Here is a 22,779-nt window from a genome sequence, read left to right on the forward strand (position 1 = left end):
ACGATATCAGCGGGCCATGGCAGCAGCCATGGCCCGCTTTTTTTATGTATATTCATAACATATGGAACTGCTTCAATTTACCGATAAAGGCATCTGGTGTGCAGCTGGTGATTTTTACATCGATCCCTGGAAACCCGTCAAACGGGCGGTGATCACACATGCGCACTCCGATCATGCACGCCCGGGCAACCAGCACTACCTCTGCCAACAGTCCGGTATCCCGCTGCTGCAGATGCGGCTGGGTGCCGATATTGATGTGCAAGGCATTCCTTATGGCGAAACTATCTATCTGAACGGTGTAAAAATATCTCTGCACCCTGCTGGTCATATGATCGGCTCAGCACAGGTAAGAGTGGAACATGCCGGCGAAGTATGGGTGGCCAGCGGCGATTACAAACTGGAAAACGACGGTATCTGTACTCCTTTTGAACCCGTGCCCTGCCATACTTTTATCACCGAATCTACATTCGGACTGCCTATCTACCGGTGGGAACCTCAACAGCAGCTCCTCGCTCGTATCAGCAACTGGATATACGAAAATCAGCAGGCCGGCAAAACATCGGTCATCACAGCTTACAGCCTGGGCAAAGCCCAGCGGTTGTTATATTACCTGAAAGATAAAGTCCCCCGTATTATGGCGCACGGAGCCATCTCACAGGTCAACGAATTACTGATACAACAGGGATATCCCCTGCCCTCCATAGAAAGAGTGACACCGGAAACACCCAAAACTGCTTTAAAAAACGCGGTAGTCATAGCACCACCATCCGCAGATGATTCCACCTGGATGCGCCGCTTTACACCTTTTTCGCTGGGTGTTTGCAGCGGCTGGATGCAGGTAAGAGGACATATGCGCAGACGTAATGCTGACGCAGGTTTTGCACTCTCAGACCATGCAGACTGGAACGGGCTGCTGGACGCTGTTACCGCTACGGGGGCCTCACAGGTATATGTTACACATGGCTTCAGTAGCGTATTTGCCCGTTATCTCACCGAAAAAGGCATCGCTGCCACTGAAGTCAGCACCAGCTATAGTGATGATGATGAAGAAATAATTCCTAATCCGGAAACCTAACACCGTGCAACAGTTCGCCCAACTCGTCAGATTACTCAGCAACAGCACCAAAACCAACGAAAAGCTGGAGGCGCTCAGCCATTACTTTGCCACCGCCCATCCCAAAGACAAAACCTGGGTGCTCGCCCTCTTCTCGGGCCGGAGGCCCAAGCGCACTGTCAACAGTACCCAGCTGAAAAACTGGTGCATACAAGCTACCAGCCTGCCTGAATGGCTGTTCAACGAATGTTATCTCACAGTAGGTGATCTTGCTGAAACCATCGCCCTGTTGCTTCCACCTTGTACCCAGGCCACCAGCGCGCCGCTTCACTACTGGATGCAACAGCTGCAGCAACTGGAAAAAGCCACGGAAACAGACAAACAACAGTTTATCCTGCATACCTGGGATGCGCTCGACAACGGAGAACGTTTCGTTTTCAACAAACTGATCACCGGTGGTTTTCGTATAGGCGTTTCCCAGAAAATGATGGTCAATGCACTGGCCAAAACCTACGACATCCCCGCCGCTACTTTGTCGCACATGATCAGCGGCTCCTGGAACCCTGGCACTGTCTCCATAGAAGAGCTGCTTCATCAGGGCACCAGCGGCGCAGACGCTTCCCGCCCCTATCCTTTTTACCTCGCCTACGCCCTCGAAGGAGAGCCCGGCGGACTGGGGCCCATAGCCGAATGGCAGGCAGAATGGAAATGGGACGGCATACGTGGTCAGATCATCAAAAGGGAAGGACAGCTGTTTGTATGGTCACGTGGTGAAGAGCTGATCACCGATAAATTTCCTGAATTTGCCCCGCTGGCCGGCACTTTGCCGGATGGTACCGTGATAGACGGTGAAATACTCACCTATGCCGATGGCCGGCCATTGCCCTTCCAGACACTGCAAACACGGATAGGCCGGAAAAATGTTACCCGCAAACAATTACAGGAAGCGCCTGTAGCCTTCCTCAGCTACGACATGCTGGAATGGGAAGGTGCCGACATACGCGAACTACCGCTGATAGAAAGACGCCACCTGCTCGAACAGCTGGTCGGCACACAACAACAACCCGCACTACTGTTATCCCCCGAAGTGACAGCCTCCTCCTGGGATGAGCTGACCACCATCCGGCAACAATCACGCGAAAACAACAGCGAAGGACTCATGCTCAAAAAAAGAAGTGCCCCCTATCAGGTAGGCCGCAAACGCGGGGACTGGTGGAAATGGAAAATAGATCCGTATACTATTGATGCAGTCATGATCTATGCACAGAAAGGACATGGGCGCCGCTCCAACCTCTATACTGACTACACTTTTGCTGTCAGAGATGGCGATCAGCTGGTACCTTTTACCAAAGCTTATTCGGGGTTAACAGACAAGGAAATAGCGGAAGTAGATAACTGGATCAAGCGACATTCGCTGGAGAAATTCGGGCCGGTACGAACCGTACAGCCCCTGCAGGTATTTGAGATAGCCTTCGAAGGTATTGCCGCTTCTAACCGGCACAAATCAGGCGTAGCCCTACGTTTTCCCCGTATCAACCGCTGGCGCCGGGACAAACCTGTAGCAGAAATCAATACCCTCGAAGACCTGAAAACATTATTACAACAAAGCGGAGACACTTCCGCGTAATCCGGGTCAGGAAGGTACCTCCGCATAACGCGCAGCCGTCACTACTTTCTCCCGAAACATAAAACGACATAACTGCAATATGGCCACTACCGCCACGATCACCAATGCTGCCAGACCAGCCCCGTAAATGTCCCATTTATTTACAGTTGCCAGTTGTATCATCAGTCCTACGAGAGACAGCCCCAGTCCGCCCCCCATCGAATTACACGTACCATTAATGCCGGAGGCAAGGCCATGCTGCGTTTCCGGAACTGCCTGTATAGCCAGTATCGTTATAGCCGGAAAAGTCACCGACATCCCCAGGGAATTGATACACAATACCGCACCCAATATGAAAGGCAGCTGCCAGGTAGTAAAATAACTCAGGATAAAAAATACAATGCCCGCCAGCATAAAGCTGCTTCCCAGAATGCCCGTACGCACTACTCCCAGCCGATGGAACAAATGCGGCAACACATATTTAGAAATCACACCAGACAGGATGCTGAAAGGAAACAGCAACAGTCCAGCCTGTGAAGAACTGAAGCCCAATACCTGCTGAAGATACAGTGTCAGTAAAAAAACATACGGCAGGAAAGTGCTGCCCAGCAACAGAGCGCCTATATTACCGGTCATGACACCTTTCAGCCGGAACAGGCTGAAGTCCACTAACGGGGAAGCATGTACGCGTTCTCTTTTAACGAAATAAACAGCTGTGATAATAAACAATACCAGCAGCGCCAGGAAGAAGACCGGATGTTGTGCAATATGTCCCAGATCGTGAATCAGCCAGGCGGCCATCATCATCAGCAGCGTGATCAAGGCCCCGCTCAGCCAGTTGCTATGTTGGGGATGCTCCGTCTTTTCATCACGGGGGATAAACCGGAAAGCCAGAACAACAGCGGTGCCGATCACTGGCACATTGATAAAGAAAACCCATTGCCAGCCCCACCAGGCACTGATCAATCCACCTATGGCCAGCCCGGTAGCAAAGCCTATACCCGCCATCGCACCGAAAATACCGAAAGCACGATTCTTCTCTGCCGGTTCAGTAAAAGTATGACTGATAATAGCCATGGCAGCCGGTATCGCCAATGCTACACCTACCCCCTGCAAAGCACGGCAGCCCAGCAGCCACGCAAATGAGACAGAGAAACCTGCACCCAGGGAAGCCATCACAAACAACAACGCGCCGGTGATAAATATCTTTCTCCTTCCAATAACATCTGCCAGCCGGCCACCCAGCAGTACAAAACCTGCAAAAGCCAGCACATATAAAGTTTGTACCCACTGAATAGCATCCGGACTAAAGTGAAAATACTGTTCCATTCCTGGTAAGGCCATGTTTAATACCGATACATCCAATGCTTCAAAAAAGATGGCCATACATGCCACGGTCAGGATAATTCGCTTTTCCATTATACTAATTTTCGGTACAAACATAAAAATTCAGAATATCTATCAGACAGATTGAATATTTTTGGAACAAATACCTGTTATTTAAATATAAAAAAGATTATTGTTCTAAAAAATAATAAAAATGGACCATAAAAAAGAACAGACCACTGAACACCCTCCGCTGTCATTGGATGAAAAAGATATGGGCATTCTTAAACTCCTGCAGCAGGATGCCAAAATGACGATCAGGGATATTGCCCGTCAGCTGAATCTCAGCACCACACCTGTTTATGAACGTATCCGCAAAATGGAACAAGCCGGCGTTATCAAACAATACGCTGCCATCGTAGATGCCCGGAAGATCAACAAAGGCATGACTGTGCTCTGTTACATCACCCTGAAGGAGCACAATAAAAAATTCGGTAAAAAATTTATTCAGGAAATCATCTCTTTCCAGGAAGTAACGGAATGTCTTAATATCTCCGGTGAATTTGATTTTATGATCAAAGTACAGGTAAAGGATATGGATGAATACCGTGAATTTTATGTGAATAAACTAGGGGAATTAGACAACCTTAGTCATACGCAAAGTATTTTTGTGATCTCTGTTATAAAAGAAACACATCAGGTTGTATATTAGCGGCGGACAGTAATTATTTCCCTAAACCTACCAACCACCTATGTTCAAGCTTTACACATGGCTGTGCATAGCATGCCTTGTATGTTCGATGATGCCTGCGAAGAGTCAGTCAGGCTATTTTGCTCATGCCATCGGTGCCGGTGTATATACCGGCAATAATCATTTTGCAGGTGGCATCGTTTATTCACCGCGGTTCAATTTTGGCATCATTTCCAAACGTTCCACCTTTGCCATCGGTACGCAGTTGGCGTTGGGCGGCAGTTTACACGCGGGCTACAGCCGTAATAGCGGAGGCAACTCCACCAGCATCTTTATGGCCGATGTACCGCTGCTGCTCACCTACAACTATGGTAATTTTGCAACGACCAGTGCACATACCCGGCTGGGAATCTATACCGGCGCGGGTTATGGCTTTCACAACGCTACGCGTTATGTGGAATACTCGGATGAAGAGGAAAGCGCTACCGATCAGGTACACGTGTCTGGCTTGGTGCTCACCACCGGCTGCCGCTTTATGATCGGCCACACTTCCCTTGGCCTGCATTTTACGTATCTGTTCAACAACAATGCGTTCAACCCGGACATATCGGGCATTGGCAGCGCCGGCCTTTCCTACAACATCCATCCGGGTAAGAGAGCACTCGAACACAACTAGCGCTGCTGCGGCTGCATGCTGTCAAAACCTGCGTGAAAGTCGAGATAACTACCCGCAGCCTCTCCCGGTGTATGCACCACCACCATGCTACACACCGGGCGGCGGCTGCGGGATTGGTTTGTTTCAAAAGCGATTCCCAGCTTTTTGTCGTCATATACTTCAATACGACGGGATTTATTGCCGGACACATATACCCGCTGCAAACGCAGGCCAGGATAAGCTTTCCGGATATCAGCCATGGTACTTCCGGCCCCCATTCCCTTTGCCGTTTTAAACTCAGGTGAAGTGACTCTGATTTCTTTTACATACTGTGTGTCCTGTGTGCGCATAGCGGTAAATACTGCCAGCACATGTGCAGAATCCAGGGAGCCGTCTTTTTTCCTGCCATACCACAAACGCCACGCTTTCATCATGGCAGCATCGCCGCCATCCGGCTTTCCCAGCACATCCAGCTGAGGAGCAGGTTCGTTGATGCTGACCATTCCTATCGATACGCCGGGCACTATCAGAAAGGATTCTTTTTGTGCGCTGACAGTTGTGCCGGTCAGCATCATTCCAATAAAAATAAAAAGGTAACGCATATACGCAGGGTTTAGAAAGACCTCTCAAAAACATTGCCACGACTACATTCCAGCATCAACTTATCAGGTATCTTAAAAAAAATCAAAAAAGATAATGTAAGGATTTCCTTAACATTTGCCCGGTTACTTTTACAACCGTAATGCATTACTGTCACAACCTATAGTCGTATTTACATCATCTAATAAACATCTTACTATGAGGAAAACTCTATTGGTGCCGTCGTTTGTCCTGACAGCAGTATTGGGAGCCTATGCCCAGAAAAAAATCAGCTATGGCCTGAAGGGAGGGCTTAACTACTTTAATTATACCGGCAATTTTGACAAATATCGTACTAGCATTTATGGCGGCGGTTTTGCAGAAATAACAATCAGCCAGCGTTGGGCCATGCAACCGGAAGTAGTGTATTACAAAAACAGAGGTTATGGCCTGTTTAATTACGAACGTGCCCAGCACTCAGGTAGTACCTCGTTGGTGAATTCCACCCGGAAAGAGCACTATATCAGCGTTCCTATCATGATCAAATATTACGCTATACCTAAGTTATATATAGAAGCAGGGCCTGAACTGAACTTCCTGATAGAATCTACAGAGCAACAGGATGGCCACCGCTATGGTGTGGCTGACTATTACAACAATGACAGAACAACCCTGAATCTCTCAATGGGTGGGGGTTACCAGTTGCCCTACGGATTTGGTATCAACGCACGGTTTTCCGTTGGCGTACATTCCAAAGGACAGACACCCATAACCTATAACAATACCGGAAAAGTCGGTTTTACCTATACAATTAACCACAAATAGCACGGCCTTCTTCCATTGTTTACTCACGCAAAGGCGTAAATTTTCCCCGTTGTTTTGCTGCTTTGCGCCTTTGCATGAAATTCCCCGAAAATATGTTTACTTTAATTCCATGAATCGTAAACATTTTCTATCCACGCTGATAACTGCCGGTGCTGGCATACCGGCTATGAAAACCCTTGCTGCTGTTGGCATCACAGACACTGATGCTGCCAAACAGCTCCAGGTGCCTCCCTACCTGAAACCCGGGGATATTATCGGTATTACCTGCCCGGCCGGTTACATTAAAAAAGAAGAGATACTACCCTCATTGCGTATCATGGAAAGCTGGGGGTTCAATATTCGTATAGGCCAGACCGTAGGAGCGCGTGATTACAGCTTCGGCGGCACAGATGCCGAAAGAGCAAAAGACATGCAGGCCATGCTGAACGATACCAATGTAAAGGCGATCATGTGTGGCCGCGGAGGATATGGAGCCGCCCGGATTATAGACCAGCTGGACTTCTCCCGCTTTCAGAAAAATCCTAAATGGGTGATCGGATTCAGTGACATTACCGCCCTCCACTGCCATATCAACCGCCACTTTGGTATTGCCACGCTCCACTCCAAAATGTGCAACAGCTTCCCGGACGACTTCAGCAAGGCAGAGCCTATTGTACAAGACACTATCATGTCTATCTATCAGGCACTCACCGGTAAAAAGATGCAGTATACGGCAGCTCCTGATCCCAACAACCGTAAAGGCACTGCACGCGGCATCCTTATTGGCGGCAACCTGTCAGTCATACAAAGTGTGTCCGGCACCGACTCTGAAATAGATACCAACGGTAAAATTCTGTTCCTCGAAGAAGTAGGAGAATATCTGTACAACCTGGACCGTATGCTGAACACTATCCAGCGTTCCCACAAGTTCGACAACCTCGCAGGTTTGATCATCGGCGGCTTCAACAGACTGAAGCCCGACGATCCGGGCGAAGAATTTGGCCGTACCGTATACGATATGGTAAAGGAAAAAGTCAAAAACTTTAAATACCCGGTATGCTTCAACTTCCCGGTAGGACACCAGAAAAACAACTATGCCCTCAAATGTGGTATGATGCACACGCTTACCGTAGCCGATGATAAAGTAACACTGAAAGAATAACTATTTCACCAGGAAAGTAATGATAAACAAACAGGCCAGCACATACATCACCGGGCTGATCTGTTTGTACTGTCCGGTCAGCACTTTCAGCAACACATAAGACAACATACCAAACACAATTCCTTCTGCAATACTGTAGGTATAAGGCATCATCACTATGGCGAGAAAGGCTGGTATCGCCTCTGTCACATCATTAAAATCAATTTTTACCACAGCGCCCATCATCAGCATGCCTACGATAATCAACGCCGGCGCGGTAGCAGCCTGTGGTATCATAGCAAACACCGGTGCAAAAAAGAGCGCCAGCAAAAACATGATAGCCACTGTAAAAGCGGTGAGTCCTGTTTTACCACCTGCAGCAATGCCACTGGCGCTTTCTACATAAGCTGTCACTACACTGGTACCCAGCAGACCCGCAGCGGTAGTACCCACCGCATCGGCCATCAGCGCCTGTTTGGCCCGGGGCAAGCGTCCTTTTTCGTCCAGCAAGCCGGCTTTATTACATAACCCAATCAGGGTGCCTACAGTATCAAAGAGGTTAACCATCAGCAAGGTGAATAAGATCATCACCATATCGAGGCTGAATATTTTATCAAATTGCAGTTTGAAGGCAATAGGTGCTAAAGAAGGTGGCAGGCTTACCAGATGCCCTTCGGGCAGATGGGTGATGCCCAGCGGGATACCAATTACAGTCGCTGCCAGGATGCCGATCAGCAATGACGCATTTACCTTGCGGTACATCAGCACAGCACTTACAATCAGCCCTATTAATGCAATCAACGGCCCTATACTGGTGATATTGCCCATTTTCAGGATCACACCGCCCAGTTTGCCTTCACCTACGTGCCGCATACCGGTTTCGATAATACCGGCATTGGCCATACCTATCAATGCTATCAACAGCCCTATCCCTACAGAGATAGCGTGTTTGAGGTTTTCAGGGATACTATTGATGATCGCTTCCCGTATCCGGAACATCGACAATAGGATAAAAATAAGTCCTTCCAGGAAAACGGCTGTCAGCGCAAACTGCCAGCTATAGCCCATCCCCGCTACAATTGTATACGCAAAAAAAGCGTTCAGTCCCATACCGGGCGCTACACCAATAGGCAGCCGTGCATACAGCGCCATTACCAGTGTGCCGATAGCTGCCGCCAGTGCGGTAGCGGTAATGAGAGCATGAAAATCCATTCCTGTACTCGACAGAATACTGGGATTGACGGCCAGAATATAAGCCATCGTGGAAAAGGTGGTCAATCCGGCAAGGACTTCTTTCTTAACAGTTGTATTGTTTTCGGAGAGCTTGAAAAATTTTGCGAGCATGCTGCAAAAATAAGCGATTCGGGATTTATCATTTTATGCTAATTTCATTCCATGCAACAACACACGCGCGGATGGAAAGTGATAACCGGATGGCTGGCGGATAAGGAACTGAAGCCTTTCAAATTTCAGGAAGATGCCTGGACTGCTTATCTGCAGGGCCTTTCGGGGATAGTGAACGCACCTACTGGCTTTGGCAAAACCTTCTCGCTCTTTCTGGGTGCTGTGATCGCCTGGATCGATGCCCATCCCAAAGACTATCAGCAAAAAACAAAAAACGGACTGCAGCTGCTGTGGATAACTCCGCTCCGTGCACTGGCCAAAGACCTGGGAAGGGCTATGGAAGAGGTATTGCGGGAACTGGACCTTCCCTGGCAGGTAGGCATCCGCAGTGGTGATACACCCCTGGCCGCCCGTGCCCAGCAGAAAAAACAGATGCCTGAAGTGCTGATCATCACCCCCGAAAGCCTGCATCTGCTGCTGGCTCAGAAAGAATATCCCGCTGTGTTCAAACAACTGCATACCGTTGTTATAGACGAGTGGCATGAGCTGATCGGCAGCAAACGCGGCGTGATGGTGGAACTCGCACTGAGCCGCTTACGCGGGCTATCACAAACCACCGGCAAACACTCTCTCAAAATATGGGGCATATCCGCTACTATCGGCAACCTCGACGAAGCTCTGGAAGTCTTGCTGGGCCCCTATCACCAGCAGGGGCTTATTATCCGCGCCAATCTCAAAAAAAATATCTCCCTGCAAAGTGTAATCCCTCATGAGATAGAAAATTATCCATGGGCCGGACACCTTGGCATACGTATGCTGCCACAGGCTTTGCCGATTATAGAAGATAGCCAGACCACCCTGCTCTTTACCAATACCCGGTCCCAATCGGAAATATGGTACCAGTCACTGCTGAAATATGATCCCATGCTGGCAGGCGCGCTGGCACTGCACCACGGCTCCATCGACATGGAACTGCGCATATGGGTGGAAGAAGCCCTGCACAACGGTATTCTCAAAGCGGTGGTATGTACTGCCAGCCTTGACCTGGGGGTGGACTTCCGGCCGGTGGACAGCGTTATACAGGTGGGCAGCCCCAAAGGTGTGGCCCGCTTCCTGCAAAGGGCCGGCCGTAGCGGACACCAGCCTGGCGCCATCAGCAAAATATTTTTTCTGCCTACCCATGCACTCGAACTGGTAGAGGCCGCAGCCTTAAAAACAGCCATGGAAGAGGAACTGATAGAAAGCAGGATGCCCGTGTTGCTGGCTTATGATGTGCTACTGCAATACCTCATGACGCTCGCCGTATCGGATGGTTTTAATGCACCGGAGATATATGAAGAAGTCCGTCAAACCTTCTGTTACCAACATCTTACACCGGATGAATGGCAGTGGATACTCGCCTTCCTGACTACTGGCGGTGAAGCTCTCGGCAGTTACGACGAGTTCAGAAAACTGGAAAGACAGGGCGACCACTATTACTGCAAAAGCCGTATGCTGGCCATGCGGCACCGGCTGCATATCGGTACCATTGTGAGCGATGCCATGCTGAAAGTGAAGTTTATGAGTGGTGGATATGTAGGTGTGATTGAAGAAAGTTTTATCTCACGCCTCTCGCCGGGAGACAGTTTCACGCTGGCTGGCCGTAACCTTGAGTTTGTGCTTATCAAGGATATGACGGTGCTGGTACGTAAGTCCAACGCCAAACGTACGATCGTGCCCAGTTATCAGGGAGGCCGTATACCTTTGTCGTCCAACCTGGGCCGTATGCTGCGCCGAAAGTTCAACGAGGCGTTGTCCCGCCGGACAAAAGACCCTGAACTGATAGCCCTGCAACCGCTGTTCAACAGGCAGGAAGAGCTTTCCCATATCCCTAAGGATAATGAACTGCTGATAGAAAAAATCAACACCAAAGATGGTTACCATCTTTTTGTATATCCTTTTGAAGGGCGATTGGTACATGAAGTGATGGCCGCACTGCTGGCCTATCGTATCAGTCGTATCCAGCCTATCACTTTCTCTATCGCCATGAATGACTATGGCTTTGAGCTGCTATCAGACCAGCCTATCCCGCTTACCGAAGACAATGCCAAAGCACTGTTCACTACCGACAACCTGCTTACAGAGCTGCAAACCAGTGTGAATGCCACTGAAATGGCGCGCCGTAAATTCCGGGACATTGCTGTCATCGCCGGGCTGATATTCCAGGGCTTCCCCGGTAAACACAAGGCCAACCGTCACTTACAGGCATCTGCCTCCCTGCTCTTTAATGTATTTAAGGATTACGACCCGGAGAACCTTCTGCTGAAGCAGGCTTTTAACGAAGCATTTTTTTATCAGATGGAAGAAGCCCGTTTGCGGGAGACGCTGGAACGTATTGCAGACAGCAAAATCGTTATCACCCAGCCGGAGAAGCTCACCCCTTTCTGCTTCCCCATCAAGGTAGACAGCCTGCGTGACACCATGACCAGCGAAAAACTGGAAGACCGTATCAAAAAATTGATTGCAGTCAACGGCTAAGAATTAATAATTTGCAGCCCATGCAACAAATGGATACAGCGGGGAAGGAAATATTCCGGTTCAAAGAGCAGCATTGGCATTTATTACCCGAGAAGGCTATTTTCTGGGAAGAAGAAAAAACACTGATACTGTCAGATCTGCACCTGGGCAAATCGGCTCATTTTCGGAAAGCTGGTATTGCAGTGCCGGCGGGCATTATGCAGGAAGACCTGTTCCGGCTTCAACAGCTGATTACCAGCTATCTGCCCGTACGTATCATCATTGTAGGAGATATGTTCCACAGCCGGCATAACAACGAGGTACAGTATTTCAAGATATGGCGTGGTCAGTTTCCCCATATTCGTTTTGATCTGGTGCTGGGTAATCATGATATTATGGAAGAAGAGATATATAGTGAATTGCAGCTGGATGTATATGACACCCTGACTATCCGGGACATTCATTTTGTACACGAGCCTTGTGAAGACAGCAATGGCTACCGGTATACCTTTTCCGGTCACCTGCATCCTGGTGTGGTGATGGCCGGCCCTGCCAAACAACGGTTACGTTTACCCTGCTTCTATTTTGGTCTGCATTGCGGCATTTTACCCGCTTTTGGCGACTTTACCGGTCTGGCTACCCTGAACCCTTCTCCTGGGGAAACCGTGTTTGTAATCGCCGGAAAATCGATTATACGGACACATTAAGGCTGCATCATGAAAATTGCTTATCACGACATATATACCCATCCGTTGCCGGCAGACCATCGTTTTCCGATGGTGAAATACGAGCTGATACCCGCCCAGCTGCTGCGGGAAGGCGTTATCGTTGCCGAACAGCTGTTTGCGCCTCTTCCGGCCACAGCGGAAACTATACTGAGCACCCATGACCTTTCCTGGTGGGAGAAACTCAGAGACCAGACCTTATCGGATAAAGAACAGCGTCATATAGGCTTCCGGCAATCGCCCCTGCTCACCCAGCGGGAAATCGTTATCGCCCAGGGCACCATCGATATCGCCTTGCACGCCCTGGACCACGGTATCGGATTCAACGTGGCCGGCGGTACCCATCACGCCTTTGCCGACCATGGTGAAGGTTTCTGCCTGCTCAACGATTTCGGCATCGCTGCCAATTATCTGTTACAGCAGAAGAAAGCCAAAAAGATACTGGTAACAGATCTCGACGTACACCAGGGCAACGGCACCGCTGCCCTGTTTACCGGCAATGAAAAGGTGTTCACCTTCAGCATGCATGGCGCTCATAACTATCCTTTCCACAAAGAAACTTCAGACCTCGATATCCCACTGCCCGATGGAATGACCACCGGCCCTTATCTGCAGCTGCTGGAAGAAACCCTGCCACGGCTGATAGATCAGGTAAAACCCGATATTGTGTTTTACCTGTCAGGAGTAGATATCCTGGAAACAGACCGGTTCGGTAAGCTCAAGGTCACCCCTGCAGGCTGCCTGCAGCGGGATGAATTTGTTTTCAGCCTGCTGTATAAGCATAGCATACCCTGCGCCGTAGCCATGGGCGGCGGTTATTCTACCCGTATCAGCGACATTGTAAATGCACACTGTAATACCTTTAAAGCCGGACTGGATATTTATGGCAGCTAGATGATCCTGCCATCCTTCATGAGCAGCTGACGGTCGCTGAGCGGCGCCAGTTCTTCGTTGTGGGTAACGATGATAAAAGTTTGTTTAAACTGGTCCCTGAGTTGAAGGAACATATTATGAAGCTCCCTGGCATTATGGGAGTCGAGGTTGCCGGTAGGTTCATCGGCCATCACTACATCAGGATTATTGATCAGGGCCCTTGCTACAGCCACGCGCTGCTGTTCGCCGCCGGATAAGGCATTGGGCTTGTGTTCCAGGCGATGCCCGAGGCCCAGGGTGGTAAGCAGGAAGGCCGCTTTTTCCTTTACTTCGTTTTTCCGTGTACCGGCTATAAAACCGGGAATACATACATTTTCCAGAGCATTGAATTCCGGCAGCAGGTGGTGGAACTGAAAAATAAAGCCAATATGGCGGTTCCGGAAATCAGCCAGTGCATTACCGCTTAAACCCGTCAGATTGACATCATTGAGCCAGATCTCTCCCTGGGTGGGTGTTTCCAATGTTCCGAGGATATGCAGCAGCGTACTCTTGCCAGCGCCGGAAGATCCAACGATAGTCACAATCTCACCCTTATTGACTGTAATATCTACTCCCTTGAGAATGGGCAAGTTGGAATAATTTTTGGTAACATTGCGAGCGGTTAGCATAACCCAAAGAAAAGGTAAATAACCGATAAAATAGTAAAAGTTGTTTATTTCAAATTAAATAATACTTTTGCGAAAAATTAAAAAATAAAAATTTTAATACGATGTACTGGACATTAGAATTAGCTTCATACCTGGAGGACGCTCCATGGCCAGCTACTAAAGATGAACTTATTGATTACGCCATTCGTTCCGGTGCACCGATCGAAGTAATCGAGAATTTACAGGAGCTGGAGGATGAGGGAGAAATTTATGAGGGGATTGAAGATATCTGGTCTGACTATCCGTCACAGGACGACTTCTTCTTTAATGAAGATGAATATTAGACCCTGATTGTACTACAGATAGTACTCCCGGCGTTCTGCCTGATAAAAAAAATTAAGCCGTTACCACAAGGTAACGGCTTTTTTAATATCGAATGATTTCAACTATTTCTCCAGTTGTTCCATAATAGCACTGGATACACCAGTGAAGGAGAATCCGCCATCATGATAGAGGTTCTGCATGGTCACCATTCTGGTCATGTCTGAGAACAGAGTTACCACGTAGTCAGCGCAATGGTCGGCAGTAGCATTACCCAGCGGACTCATTTTGTCTGCATAACCAATAAAGCCACCGAAACCTTTTACACCACCGCCGGCAGTAGTAGGGGTTGGAGACTGAGATACGGTGTTCACGCGTACTTTATTTTTCACACCATAGTGGTAGCCGAAGCTGCGGGCAACGGATTCCAGCATAGCTTTGGCATCAGCCATTTCGCTGTAGTCAGGGAAGGCACGTTGTGCTGCGATGTAAGTGAGTGCTACTACAGAACCCCACTCGCTGATAGCATCCATCTGGTATGCTGTCTGCAGTACACGGTGTAAGGACAGGGCGGAGATATTCGTCGTTTTCAGCGAGAAGTCATAGTCCAGATCAGTATAGGACTTTCCTTTACGCATGTTCAGGCTCATGCCAACAGAATGCAGTACAAAATCTATTTTACCGCCAAAATGCTCCATGGATTTGGTAAAAAGATTTTTCAGGTCATCCGTGATGGTTACGTCTGCCGGAATAACAGGGGCCTTGCAGATTTCAGCCAGTTTGTTGATCTCACCCATACGCAGAGCAACAGGTGCGTTTGTAAGCACTATTTCAGCGCCTTCTTCCACACAACGGAGCGCTGTTCTCCAAGCCAGTGACTTTTCGTCCAGTGCACCAAAGATGATACCTTTCTTTCCTTTTAATAAGTTATGAGCCATTTGGTCAAAATTAATTTCGGCAAAAATAGTCGTTATAGTTGAAAAAAAAAGTTATTGCTTCCTATCCCCGGCTTTTTAGGATTCCCGGACAGGAAGCAATAACGGTTACGCATGTGTTATCTTACCATTTCGCGGGCATTTTCGAGGGCAGCGGCGGTAGGCCTTTCTCCACTCAGCATCTGCGCGATCTTGTCTATTCTTTCTTCCATAGACAACAGCCTTACACTGGTTGTTACTTTTTCAGCTTTGGCATCTTTATACACAAAATAGTGGGCATCTGCTTTACCTGCTATCTGCGGCTGGTGCGTGATACAGATGATCTGATGCGCTCTCGCCAGGTCTTTCAGAATAACACCTACCTGCCTTGCAGCTTCTCCGGAGATACCGGTATCGATCTCGTCGAAGATAAGCGTAGGCAGCGCTACAGACTGTGCTACCAATGATTTGATGCACAACATCAGACGGCTCAGCTCACCCCCGGAGGCTACTTTACCTACCGGCGCAAACTGATTGCTCTTGTTGGCATCAAACAGGAACTCAATCGTATCCTGACCATAAGGATTCAGTTCACCTTGTACAATATCCACTTTCAGGCGCGCATTGGGCATGCCCACCTGTGCCAGCAGAGCATTTACTTTTAGCTCAAAAGGAGCCGACTGTTCCTGTCTTGCTTCCGTGATAACAGCAGCATCTTTCAACAGCAGCTCATGCAACTGGGCTTGTTCTCTTTCCAGTGAAGCCAGCTGTTCATCAAGATTCAATACACTGTCTACTTTAACAGACAACGCGTCTTTAATGGCCAGCAACTCATCGGTGGTTTGTACCCCGTGTTTCTTGAAAAGGCGGTATCCCAGTGCCATACGGTCATTCACCAGTTCAATACGTTGTGCATCGTATTGTACCTGGTCGTTGATCCTTTCCACATCACCGGCGATGTCCTGCAGTTCAAGATAGGCAGAAAGCATTCTTTCAGCTACAGCAGGCATGTCTTTGTGGAAGGCTGCAATGTTTTGCAGGGAAGACTGTAATTGTTTAAGCTGCTGCAACAGCGGCTGCTCATCTTCTTTCAGTTGAAAATATACCCTGTTCAGAGAGTTCTTGATCTCTTCTGCATGAGTAAGCAGTTGCAGCTCATTATCCAGGTCTTCCACTTCGTTGGGACTGAAATCCGCTTCCAGCAGCTCATCCAGCAGGAACTTATTATAGTCCAGCTCTTTGTTGGCCTGGTCACGGTCGTCTACCAGTTGTTTATATTTTTTCTGTACCTGCAGGTATTGCTGGTACACGTTGTTGTATTGTTGGAGGATGGCGGGTTTGTTGACCAGCGCATCTATTACTTCCCGCTGGAAATCGGAGTTGCCCAATTCCAGGGTATCAAACTGCTGATGGAGATCTACCAGGCAGGCCGCCAGTTCAGACAGTTGGGATATGTTGACAGGAGTATCATTTACAAAAGCTCTTGATTTGCCAGAGGCGCTGATTTCGCGGCGGATGATCAGCTGTTCTTCCAGGTCCAGTTCATGGCGTTCGAAGAAGGAGGCCACTTGTGATTTTTTCACTTTGAAGAATCCTTCGATCACACATTTGCCTGTTTTATCGAACAGCACACCAGGGTCTGCACGTTCTCCCAGAATCATGGAGAGTGCGCCTAGCAGGATAGATTTACCGGCGCCGGTTTCGCCGGTGATTACATTGAGATTGCCAGAAAAGTCCACTTCCAGGTGGTCAATGATGGCGTAGTTTTTAATGATTAGTCGCTGTAACATAAGTCAGGAAATAACTTGAATCACAATTTTTCTCCCTCATCAACTGCCGTTTACACGTTGTATGCCTGCTTTTGCCCGTTGGTCAAGGGAGTTTTTATAATCGTGGCCTTTCATGTCCAGACATTGCTGGTAACATTGAACGGCTTTGGTTTTATCTTTTCTTTTTTCGTAAATATAACCTAATTGCAGGGAAGCTCTCGCAGCATAATATTCCTGCCGGTTGGCTCCTACTTTTATGGTTACTTCATACATCACAATCGCTTTGTCGTCTTGTCCGCTTTCATCATAGATACGGCCCAGGCGATAGGCGTATTCCAGTTTGTCTTCCATGGCCGGGAAATCGGCTGCTTTTCTAGTCAGCAGTAATTTCAGGGCTTCACTGAAAAAACCACCATCGCTCAGCAGTCTGACTTTCAGCAGGAAGGGGTTGGGCCATTTGCCGTTCTCCGCTTCCTTGAGGGCCTGTTTGTCTGCATCTGTTTCTGTCCCACCTTTTGTTAGGATCATGTTCCGGTATTTGTTGGCCAGTGCCTGGTTGCCTTCCAGGTAATAGTACCAGCTTAACCGCTGCAGACACTCCTTGATATAGAACTTGCCTTTAAAGTTATTGATAAACCGCTCGAGATACACATGGGCATCATTGTCGAGCCGGGTCAGTTTCAGCAGACCGTATACGTAGTTATAATATTCGATATCTGCGTATTCGTTGCTGTCATGCTTCTCTTCCAGTACTCTGATACCATTGGCGGCTTTCTGGTTGTTTAAAGACAGATTTGCCACCATCAGTGCATAGAGATAGTTTGATTTGGTGTCCAGCTGCTTTCTTTGCAGAAACTCCCAGGTTTCTTCCGGTTTATTCACAATAAAAAGCATCAGGTAACAATAGTAATAATAGGATTCCTCTCTGAGTAATCTGGCTTCCGGCGCATTGCTTTCGATAAAGGCATTCACATTACTCATTCCATCCCGGATACTGCCTTTCAGTCCGAGGATATTGGTAATCCACTTATACCCTTCAGGGATGGTGCCGAATACTGTTTGCATAGTACCCAGCAACAGTTTGTTGGGCATAAAATCCGGGAACCGGCGCTGATTCTCCTTGAGTGTCATATACGCCTTTCGGATCTCCCAGGTAGCATCCCATTTTTCATTGAACTTGATTTTGATCATCGCCCATTGAAACTTGATGGCTGCCTGCGTATACAGATAGTAAGGAGAGTCCGGCGATCCCTCCAGCATCTTGTCCAGCCTGATGCCCCGCATCCCTCTTTTTCTGGCATATTCGCCTGCATCTTCATTGAAAAACAAGGGAAAAAAATCCGCATAGTTATCCAGAAAGTAAGGGATCAGGTTATCGGGATTTTCTTTTTTCTCTTCCTCCAGTAATGTTCTTCCCGCATTTAACCGTAGTTGCATGATCGCTTCGTAGGCCTGCTCACAACGGCTGTTGAAATCATATACTTTCTGTCTGGCGCTAACTGTTAACCCTGTACTCAACAAAAGGATCAAAGAAAAAATAATACGCATAAGGGCAAAATTCCTGGAATAATCACCAAATCTCACACAACAATTTCACAAATCCCAAATTAACAATTCACATTTTTTAAAGTTGCATTGCCCATCCAATTTCCTGCCACAAATTAAAAGAACTACTACGCAGACTAACTGCGTATGGTAACTGGGGACAAAGCTAACATATTTAGTAAAACAAAGCTAAATAAATTAGTATATTTTTATAACGGGAAGGGCTAAACGAAAGAAAGGGCATCCGGAGATGCCCTTTCCAATAATGTATACGCTTTAAAATCAGATCGTAACGGTAGCTTCGAGGTCGTTATCCACCAGGATACGGCCACAGTGCTCACATACGATGATTTTTTTATGCTGACGGATCTCTGCCTGACGCTGAGGAGGAATAGCGTTGTAGCAACCACCGCAGGAATCACGCTCTACAGTTACCACAGCCAGACCGTTACGGTAGTTCTTGCGGATTTTTTCGTAGGCGGCCAGTAAACGAGGGTCTACCTTGGTTTTTGCGTCTTCACTCTCCTTACGGTAAGCTTTTTCTTCCTTGTCAGTTTCAGCAACGATCTTTTCCAGTTCTGATTTTTTATGTTTCAGATTGGATTCTTTATCAGCGATAGCCTTTTTAGCTACTTCCAGCGTCCGGGACTTCTCTTTTATTTCTTCGTTTGCGTCTTTGATATGCTTTTCGGCCAGTTTGATTTCCAGTGACTGCATCTCCATTTCTTTGGTGATCGCCTCAAACTCGCGGTTGTTCTTCACATTATCCTGCTGTTTCTCATACTTCTTGATCAGCGCTTCGGCATCCTTGATAGCAGTTTTCTTGCTGGCAACGAAGTCCTGGATACCTTTAATCTCATTTTCAATATGAGACTGACGTGTATTCAACCCTTCGATCTCGTCTTCCAGGTCTTTCACTTCAATCGGCAACTCCCCCTTCAACACCTGGATTCCATCCAGTTTGGAATCGATCTTCTGCAGCCTGAGCACAGATGCTAATTTTTCCTCAACGGAGTATTCTTTTACGGTAGCCATGTATTATAAATAATTTACCGGGTTTGTTTTAATCGTAGATTTAAGAGGCGCAAAATTACGGAATTTTTCAGTCAATATATGATAAAATAATTCAACAGTAAACTGCTCACTCTCAAAATGTCCGATATCTGCTATAACTATTTGATTATCAGCGTCAAAAAATTCATGATACTTAAAATCCGCGGAAATATAGGCATCCGCCCCCGCCGCAATAGCCCGCTTCAACAGGAAACTGCCCGCTCCCCCGCACAAAGCCACTTTCTTCACCGGACGGCCCCTCAAAGGCGTATACCGTACACATCCTGTCCGGAACTGCCCTTTGACCCACTGCAGAAATTCAAGCTCATCCATCGGTTCAGGCAACTCGCCCACCAGCCCGGACCCTACCTCCTGGTAGGCATTATCCAGCGTCACCACATCATAGGCCACCTCCTCATAAGGATGGCTGGCCAATAATGCCTGCAAAATCCTGGATTCCAAATATACCGGAAAAATCACTTCCAACTTTATTTCTGCCTCAAAATGTCTTTCCCCGGGCGTACCTACATAAGGATGGGTACCGGCAGCCCCCTTGAAAGTGCCCTCTCCTGCTGCATTAAAGCTGCATTCACTGTAGTTGCCGATATGACCGGCACCGGCAGTAAACAGGGCCTCCCTCACCTTTTCCACATCCGCCTGCGGCACAAATGTGTATAACTTTTTCAGCAACCCACTCTTGGGCTGCAACACCCGGCGCTGCTCCAATCCCAACATATCAGCCATCTGCGCACATACCCCGTTCCGCACGTTATCCAGGTTGGTATGCGCCGCATATACCGCAATATCATGCTTGATAGCTTTGATCGCCACCCGCTCTACATAAGAACGCCCGTTGATCTTCTTCAGCCCCCCGAAAACAATCGGATGATGCGCCACCACCAGATTACATCCCCTGGCTATGGCCTCATCTATCACTTCTTCGGTAGCATCCAGCGTCAGCAACACATTCGTCACCTCCCACGAAGCATCCCCGAAAATAAGGCCCGCATTATCGTAACTTTCCTGGTACGGCAAAGGCGCATACGCCTCCAGCACCTGCATAATCTCTTTTATCTTCATAACAAAGAATTTGACTGTTCCTTCACGCCATCCTGTACATTTGTAAAAAACACAGTTATGACAGGAAGCAAATCTACGGCAGAACAATATACCCGGTACAAATTAAAGATGCAAAAAATTGCAGACGTAAAAAATGCCATGGCCGTATTGGGCTGGGACCAGGAAACCTACCTGCCCGAAAAAGGCGCCGCCTTCAGAGGCCAGCAGCTCACCACTCTCAGCACCATCGCCCACGAACTCTTTACTGAAGAAGACCTGGGCACCCTCCTCCATGAACTGCACAACCACAGCGACCTCGACGCCCTCCAGCAAAAAAACATCGCCCTCTCCCTGGAAGACTACGAAAAAAATAAAAAATATCCTGCCGCTTTTGTGGCCGAAATGTCACAAACCACCAATGAATGTTATCACGCCTGGATCAAGGCACGCAAAGCCAATGACTACACCATCTTTGCACCTGCCCTCTCCAAAATGATAACACTCAAAAAACAGGAGACCGCCATCCTGGGCTATGAAGGCCATCCTTACAACGCCCTGCTCAACGAATACGAAACAGGCGCCACCACCACCATGCTGGACTCCATTTTCGAAGATGTGAAAAAAGCACTCTCTCCATTACTCGCAAAAATTGAAGCCCGCCCACAGGTGGACAAAGACTTCCTGCTCAAACACTACGATCGCGATAACCAATGGAAACTGGGCATAGACCTCCTCAGAGACATGGGCTACGACCTCCAGGCCGGCAGACAGGACATCTCCGAACATCCGTTCACCACCAGCTTCAACCCCCTCGATGTAAGGGTCACTACCCGCATCGATGAAAATGATTTTGGTAACATGACCTGGAGCTGTATCCACGAAGGCGGACACGCCCTCTACGAACAGGGCCTGCCTACCGACCAATACGGCCTCCCCTGCGGAGAAGCCACCAGCCTGGGCATCCACGAATCACAGTCCCGACTCTGGGAAAACAACGTCGGCCGTAGCCTCCAATTCTGGAAACATCACTACCCACGCCTGCAGCTGCAGTTCTCCGACAACCTCGCTGCTGTACCACTCAACAGTTTCTATCAGGCCATCAATCAGGTAAGGCCATCCCTCATCCGCACTGAAGCCGATGAACTGACCTACCATTTCCATATCATGATCCGTTATGAGATCGAAAAAGGCCTCATGGACGGCAGCATCTCTGCCAATGATCTGCAACATACCTGGAACGAATACTACCGTCAATACCTGCACGTAACCGTGCCAGATGATGTACACGGCGTATTACAGGATATCCACTGGTCACATGGCAGCTTCGGATACTTCCCTACCTACTCCCTGGGAAGCTTCTACGCCGCCCAGTTTTTTACCACTGCACAAAAGCAGGTGCCAGGCCTCGACGATGCCATCGCCACCGGCAACTACCACCCGCTCCTCGAATGGCTGCGCAGCAACATCCATCCCTTCGGCCGCTTCTACACCTCCGGCGAACTTTGTAAAAAAGTAACAGGGAAAGAACTGCAGTTCAGCTACTTCATGGACTACGCAGAAAAAAAATATGCATCCATCTACAATCACTAATGATCATTCATAAAACAGAGAGGCCCAACAGCAAACAATGCTGTTGGGCCTCTCCTTTCTTTCTCTATTTCTACTACTTAACCGTGATAAACCTGGTCTGTGAAATCATAGCCATCTCCCCTTTCTCTGTACGCACATAAACACGAAGGCTATACGATTTTGATCCCGCAGGCAACTTGCTCAGCTTCATGTTAATATTACCGGAATAGATATTGGTATTGGGATAGGAAGCAGGTGTCAGTGTAGTGGCAACACTGTTATTACCGTTTGCAGCTGCAGCCGATTCATTCCAGCTGTTGAAATGCACGCTGTCCACCATTTTGGCAGCACCGGATACCGGTACATCATACCAGGCATAATCCAACGCACCAGGATTAGCTTTGGTGAGCGCACCTCCAAAAGTCACCTGTATCACATCTGTGGTAGCAAAAGGCCCTACCTGTCGCAAAAGCCCTACACTGGTCACTTCTACTGTAGGTAATGCTTTCTCCAGTTCTTCCTTAACGAAGTCATTGTTTTTGGTACAGGAAGTCAACACCAAAAGCAGATATGCTGATAAATAAACAATCTTTTTCATACTGACAGCA

Annotated in this window: 21 protein-coding genes; 11 read left to right on the forward strand and 10 right to left on the reverse strand. The window is 48.2% G+C overall.

The features are described from left to right. Nucleotides 1–61 precede the first annotated feature (61 nt). Nucleotides 62–1,075, forward strand: a complete 1,014-nt coding sequence (locus DF182_RS08185) for a ligase-associated DNA damage response exonuclease (RefSeq protein ID WP_113615156.1) — start codon at nucleotides 62–64, stop codon at nucleotides 1,073–1,075. A gap of 4 nt (nucleotides 1,076–1,079) precedes the next feature. Beyond that, nucleotides 1,080–2,681 carry an ATP-dependent DNA ligase gene (locus tag DF182_RS08190; RefSeq protein ID WP_113615157.1) on the forward strand — a complete coding sequence of 534 codons (1,602 nt, stop codon included), beginning with the start codon at nucleotides 1,080–1,082 and terminating at the stop codon, nucleotides 2,679–2,681. A 6-nt stretch (nucleotides 2,682–2,687) separates the two neighbouring features. Here the strand turns inward: DF182_RS08190 and DF182_RS08195 are convergent, their stop codons facing one another. Next, a complete protein-coding gene (locus DF182_RS08195; protein WP_161964090.1) occupies nucleotides 2,688–4,079 on the reverse strand; it encodes an MFS transporter in 1,392 nt (463 codons plus the stop codon). Between the two features lie 121 nt (nucleotides 4,080–4,200). Here DF182_RS08195 and DF182_RS08200 point away from each other — a divergent pair, with 121 nt between their 5' ends. After that, nucleotides 4,201–4,698 carry an Lrp/AsnC family transcriptional regulator gene (locus tag DF182_RS08200; RefSeq protein WP_113615159.1) on the forward strand — a complete coding sequence of 166 codons (498 nt, stop codon included), beginning with the start codon at nucleotides 4,201–4,203 and terminating at the stop codon, nucleotides 4,696–4,698. Between the two features lie 40 nt (nucleotides 4,699–4,738). Next, nucleotides 4,739–5,353 carry a hypothetical protein gene (locus DF182_RS08205; RefSeq protein ID WP_147243376.1) on the forward strand — a complete coding sequence of 205 codons (615 nt, stop codon included), beginning with the start codon at nucleotides 4,739–4,741 and terminating at the stop codon, nucleotides 5,351–5,353. On the opposite strand, the gene DF182_RS08210 is transcribed toward DF182_RS08205, so the two are convergent. Beyond that, entirely contained in the window at nucleotides 5,350–5,934 is a 585-nt protein-coding gene (locus tag DF182_RS08210; RefSeq protein WP_113615161.1) for a hypothetical protein, read from the reverse strand. The two genes, DF182_RS08205 and DF182_RS08210, sit on opposite strands and share 4 nt — an antisense overlap. A 196-nt stretch (nucleotides 5,935–6,130) precedes the next feature. Here DF182_RS08210 and DF182_RS08215 point away from each other — a divergent pair, with 196 nt between their 5' ends. Together DF182_RS08215 and DF182_RS08220 are read left to right on the forward strand one after the other, a co-directional pair. Beyond that, a complete protein-coding gene (locus tag DF182_RS08215) occupies nucleotides 6,131–6,736 on the forward strand; it encodes a porin family protein (protein ID WP_113615162.1) in 606 nt (201 codons plus the stop codon). 109 nt (nucleotides 6,737–6,845) lie between these two features. Continuing rightward, complete coding sequence (locus DF182_RS08220) at nucleotides 6,846–7,877, forward strand: S66 peptidase family protein (protein WP_113615163.1); 1,032 nt, start codon at nucleotides 6,846–6,848, stop codon at nucleotides 7,875–7,877. On the opposite strand, the gene DF182_RS08225 is transcribed toward DF182_RS08220, so the two are convergent. Further along, on the reverse strand, nucleotides 7,878–9,200 hold the full coding sequence (locus DF182_RS08225) for an NCS2 family permease (RefSeq protein ID WP_113615164.1): 1,323 nt from the start codon (nucleotides 9,198–9,200) through the stop codon (nucleotides 7,878–7,880). A 51-nt stretch (nucleotides 9,201–9,251) separates the two neighbouring features. Between DF182_RS08225 and DF182_RS08230 the strand changes: the two genes are divergently transcribed. Genes DF182_RS08230 through DF182_RS08240 form a run of 3 tightly spaced genes read left to right on the forward strand, consistent with a single transcriptional unit; the run spans nucleotide 9,252 to nucleotide 13,315 of the window. After that, nucleotides 9,252–11,717 carry a ligase-associated DNA damage response DEXH box helicase gene (locus DF182_RS08230; protein WP_113615165.1) on the forward strand — a complete coding sequence of 822 codons (2,466 nt, stop codon included), beginning with the start codon at nucleotides 9,252–9,254 and terminating at the stop codon, nucleotides 11,715–11,717. Between the two features lie 20 nt (nucleotides 11,718–11,737). Further along, nucleotides 11,738–12,403, forward strand: coding sequence for a ligase-associated DNA damage response endonuclease PdeM (gene pdeM / locus DF182_RS08235; protein ID WP_147243377.1), 666 nt, complete (start codon nucleotides 11,738–11,740; stop codon nucleotides 12,401–12,403). Nucleotides 12,404–12,412: 9 nt separating this feature from the next. Further along, a complete protein-coding gene (locus DF182_RS08240) occupies nucleotides 12,413–13,315 on the forward strand; it encodes a histone deacetylase family protein (RefSeq protein WP_113615167.1) in 903 nt (300 codons plus the stop codon). Here DF182_RS08240 and DF182_RS08245 read toward each other — a convergent pair. Further along, the gene (locus DF182_RS08245; protein ID WP_245957390.1) at nucleotides 13,312–13,923 is read right to left on the reverse strand and encodes an ABC transporter ATP-binding protein; all 612 of its coding nucleotides are present in this window, start codon (nucleotides 13,921–13,923) and stop codon (nucleotides 13,312–13,314) included. The two genes, DF182_RS08240 and DF182_RS08245, sit on opposite strands and share 4 nt — an antisense overlap. 140 nt (nucleotides 13,924–14,063) lie before the next feature. Here DF182_RS08245 and DF182_RS08250 point away from each other — a divergent pair, with 140 nt between their 5' ends. Beyond that, nucleotides 14,064–14,285, forward strand: coding sequence for a DUF2795 domain-containing protein (locus tag DF182_RS08250; protein ID WP_012794455.1), 222 nt, complete (start codon nucleotides 14,064–14,066; stop codon nucleotides 14,283–14,285). Between the two features lie 102 nt (nucleotides 14,286–14,387). Here the strand turns inward: DF182_RS08250 and DF182_RS08255 are convergent, their stop codons facing one another. The 5 genes from DF182_RS08255 to DF182_RS08275 form a co-directional block, all read right to left on the reverse strand. Next, nucleotides 14,388–15,200 (reverse strand): enoyl-ACP reductase FabI, encoded by an 813-nt coding sequence (locus DF182_RS08255; protein ID WP_113615169.1) that lies wholly within the window; start codon nucleotides 15,198–15,200, stop codon nucleotides 14,388–14,390. Nucleotides 15,201–15,316: 116 nt separating this feature from the next. Next, a complete protein-coding gene (gene recN / locus DF182_RS08260) occupies nucleotides 15,317–16,966 on the reverse strand; it encodes a DNA repair protein RecN (protein ID WP_113615170.1) in 1,650 nt (549 codons plus the stop codon). 39 nt (nucleotides 16,967–17,005) lie between these two features. Further along, complete coding sequence (locus DF182_RS08265; protein WP_113615171.1) at nucleotides 17,006–18,493, reverse strand: tetratricopeptide repeat protein; 1,488 nt, start codon at nucleotides 18,491–18,493, stop codon at nucleotides 17,006–17,008. A gap of 279 nt (nucleotides 18,494–18,772) precedes the next feature. After that, nucleotides 18,773–19,525, reverse strand: coding sequence for a zinc ribbon domain-containing protein (locus tag DF182_RS08270; protein ID WP_113615172.1), 753 nt, complete (start codon nucleotides 19,523–19,525; stop codon nucleotides 18,773–18,775). A gap of 3 nt (nucleotides 19,526–19,528) precedes the next feature. Next, nucleotides 19,529–20,623 (reverse strand): Nif3-like dinuclear metal center hexameric protein, encoded by a 1,095-nt coding sequence (locus tag DF182_RS08275; protein ID WP_113615173.1) that lies wholly within the window; start codon nucleotides 20,621–20,623, stop codon nucleotides 19,529–19,531. 57 nt (nucleotides 20,624–20,680) lie between these two features. Here DF182_RS08275 and DF182_RS08280 point away from each other — a divergent pair, with 57 nt between their 5' ends. After that, a complete protein-coding gene (locus DF182_RS08280; RefSeq protein ID WP_113615174.1) occupies nucleotides 20,681–22,192 on the forward strand; it encodes a carboxypeptidase M32 in 1,512 nt (503 codons plus the stop codon). 73 nt (nucleotides 22,193–22,265) lie between these two features. On the opposite strand, the gene DF182_RS08285 is transcribed toward DF182_RS08280, so the two are convergent. Next, a complete protein-coding gene (locus DF182_RS08285) occupies nucleotides 22,266–22,769 on the reverse strand; it encodes a hypothetical protein (RefSeq protein WP_113615175.1) in 504 nt (167 codons plus the stop codon). Nucleotides 22,770–22,779: the final 10 nt, after the last annotated feature.

Origin of the sequence: Chitinophaga flava, assembly GCF_003308995.1 — a bacterium.
In the GTDB taxonomy this organism is placed as follows: Bacteria; Bacteroidota; Bacteroidia; order Chitinophagales; family Chitinophagaceae; genus Chitinophaga; species Chitinophaga flava.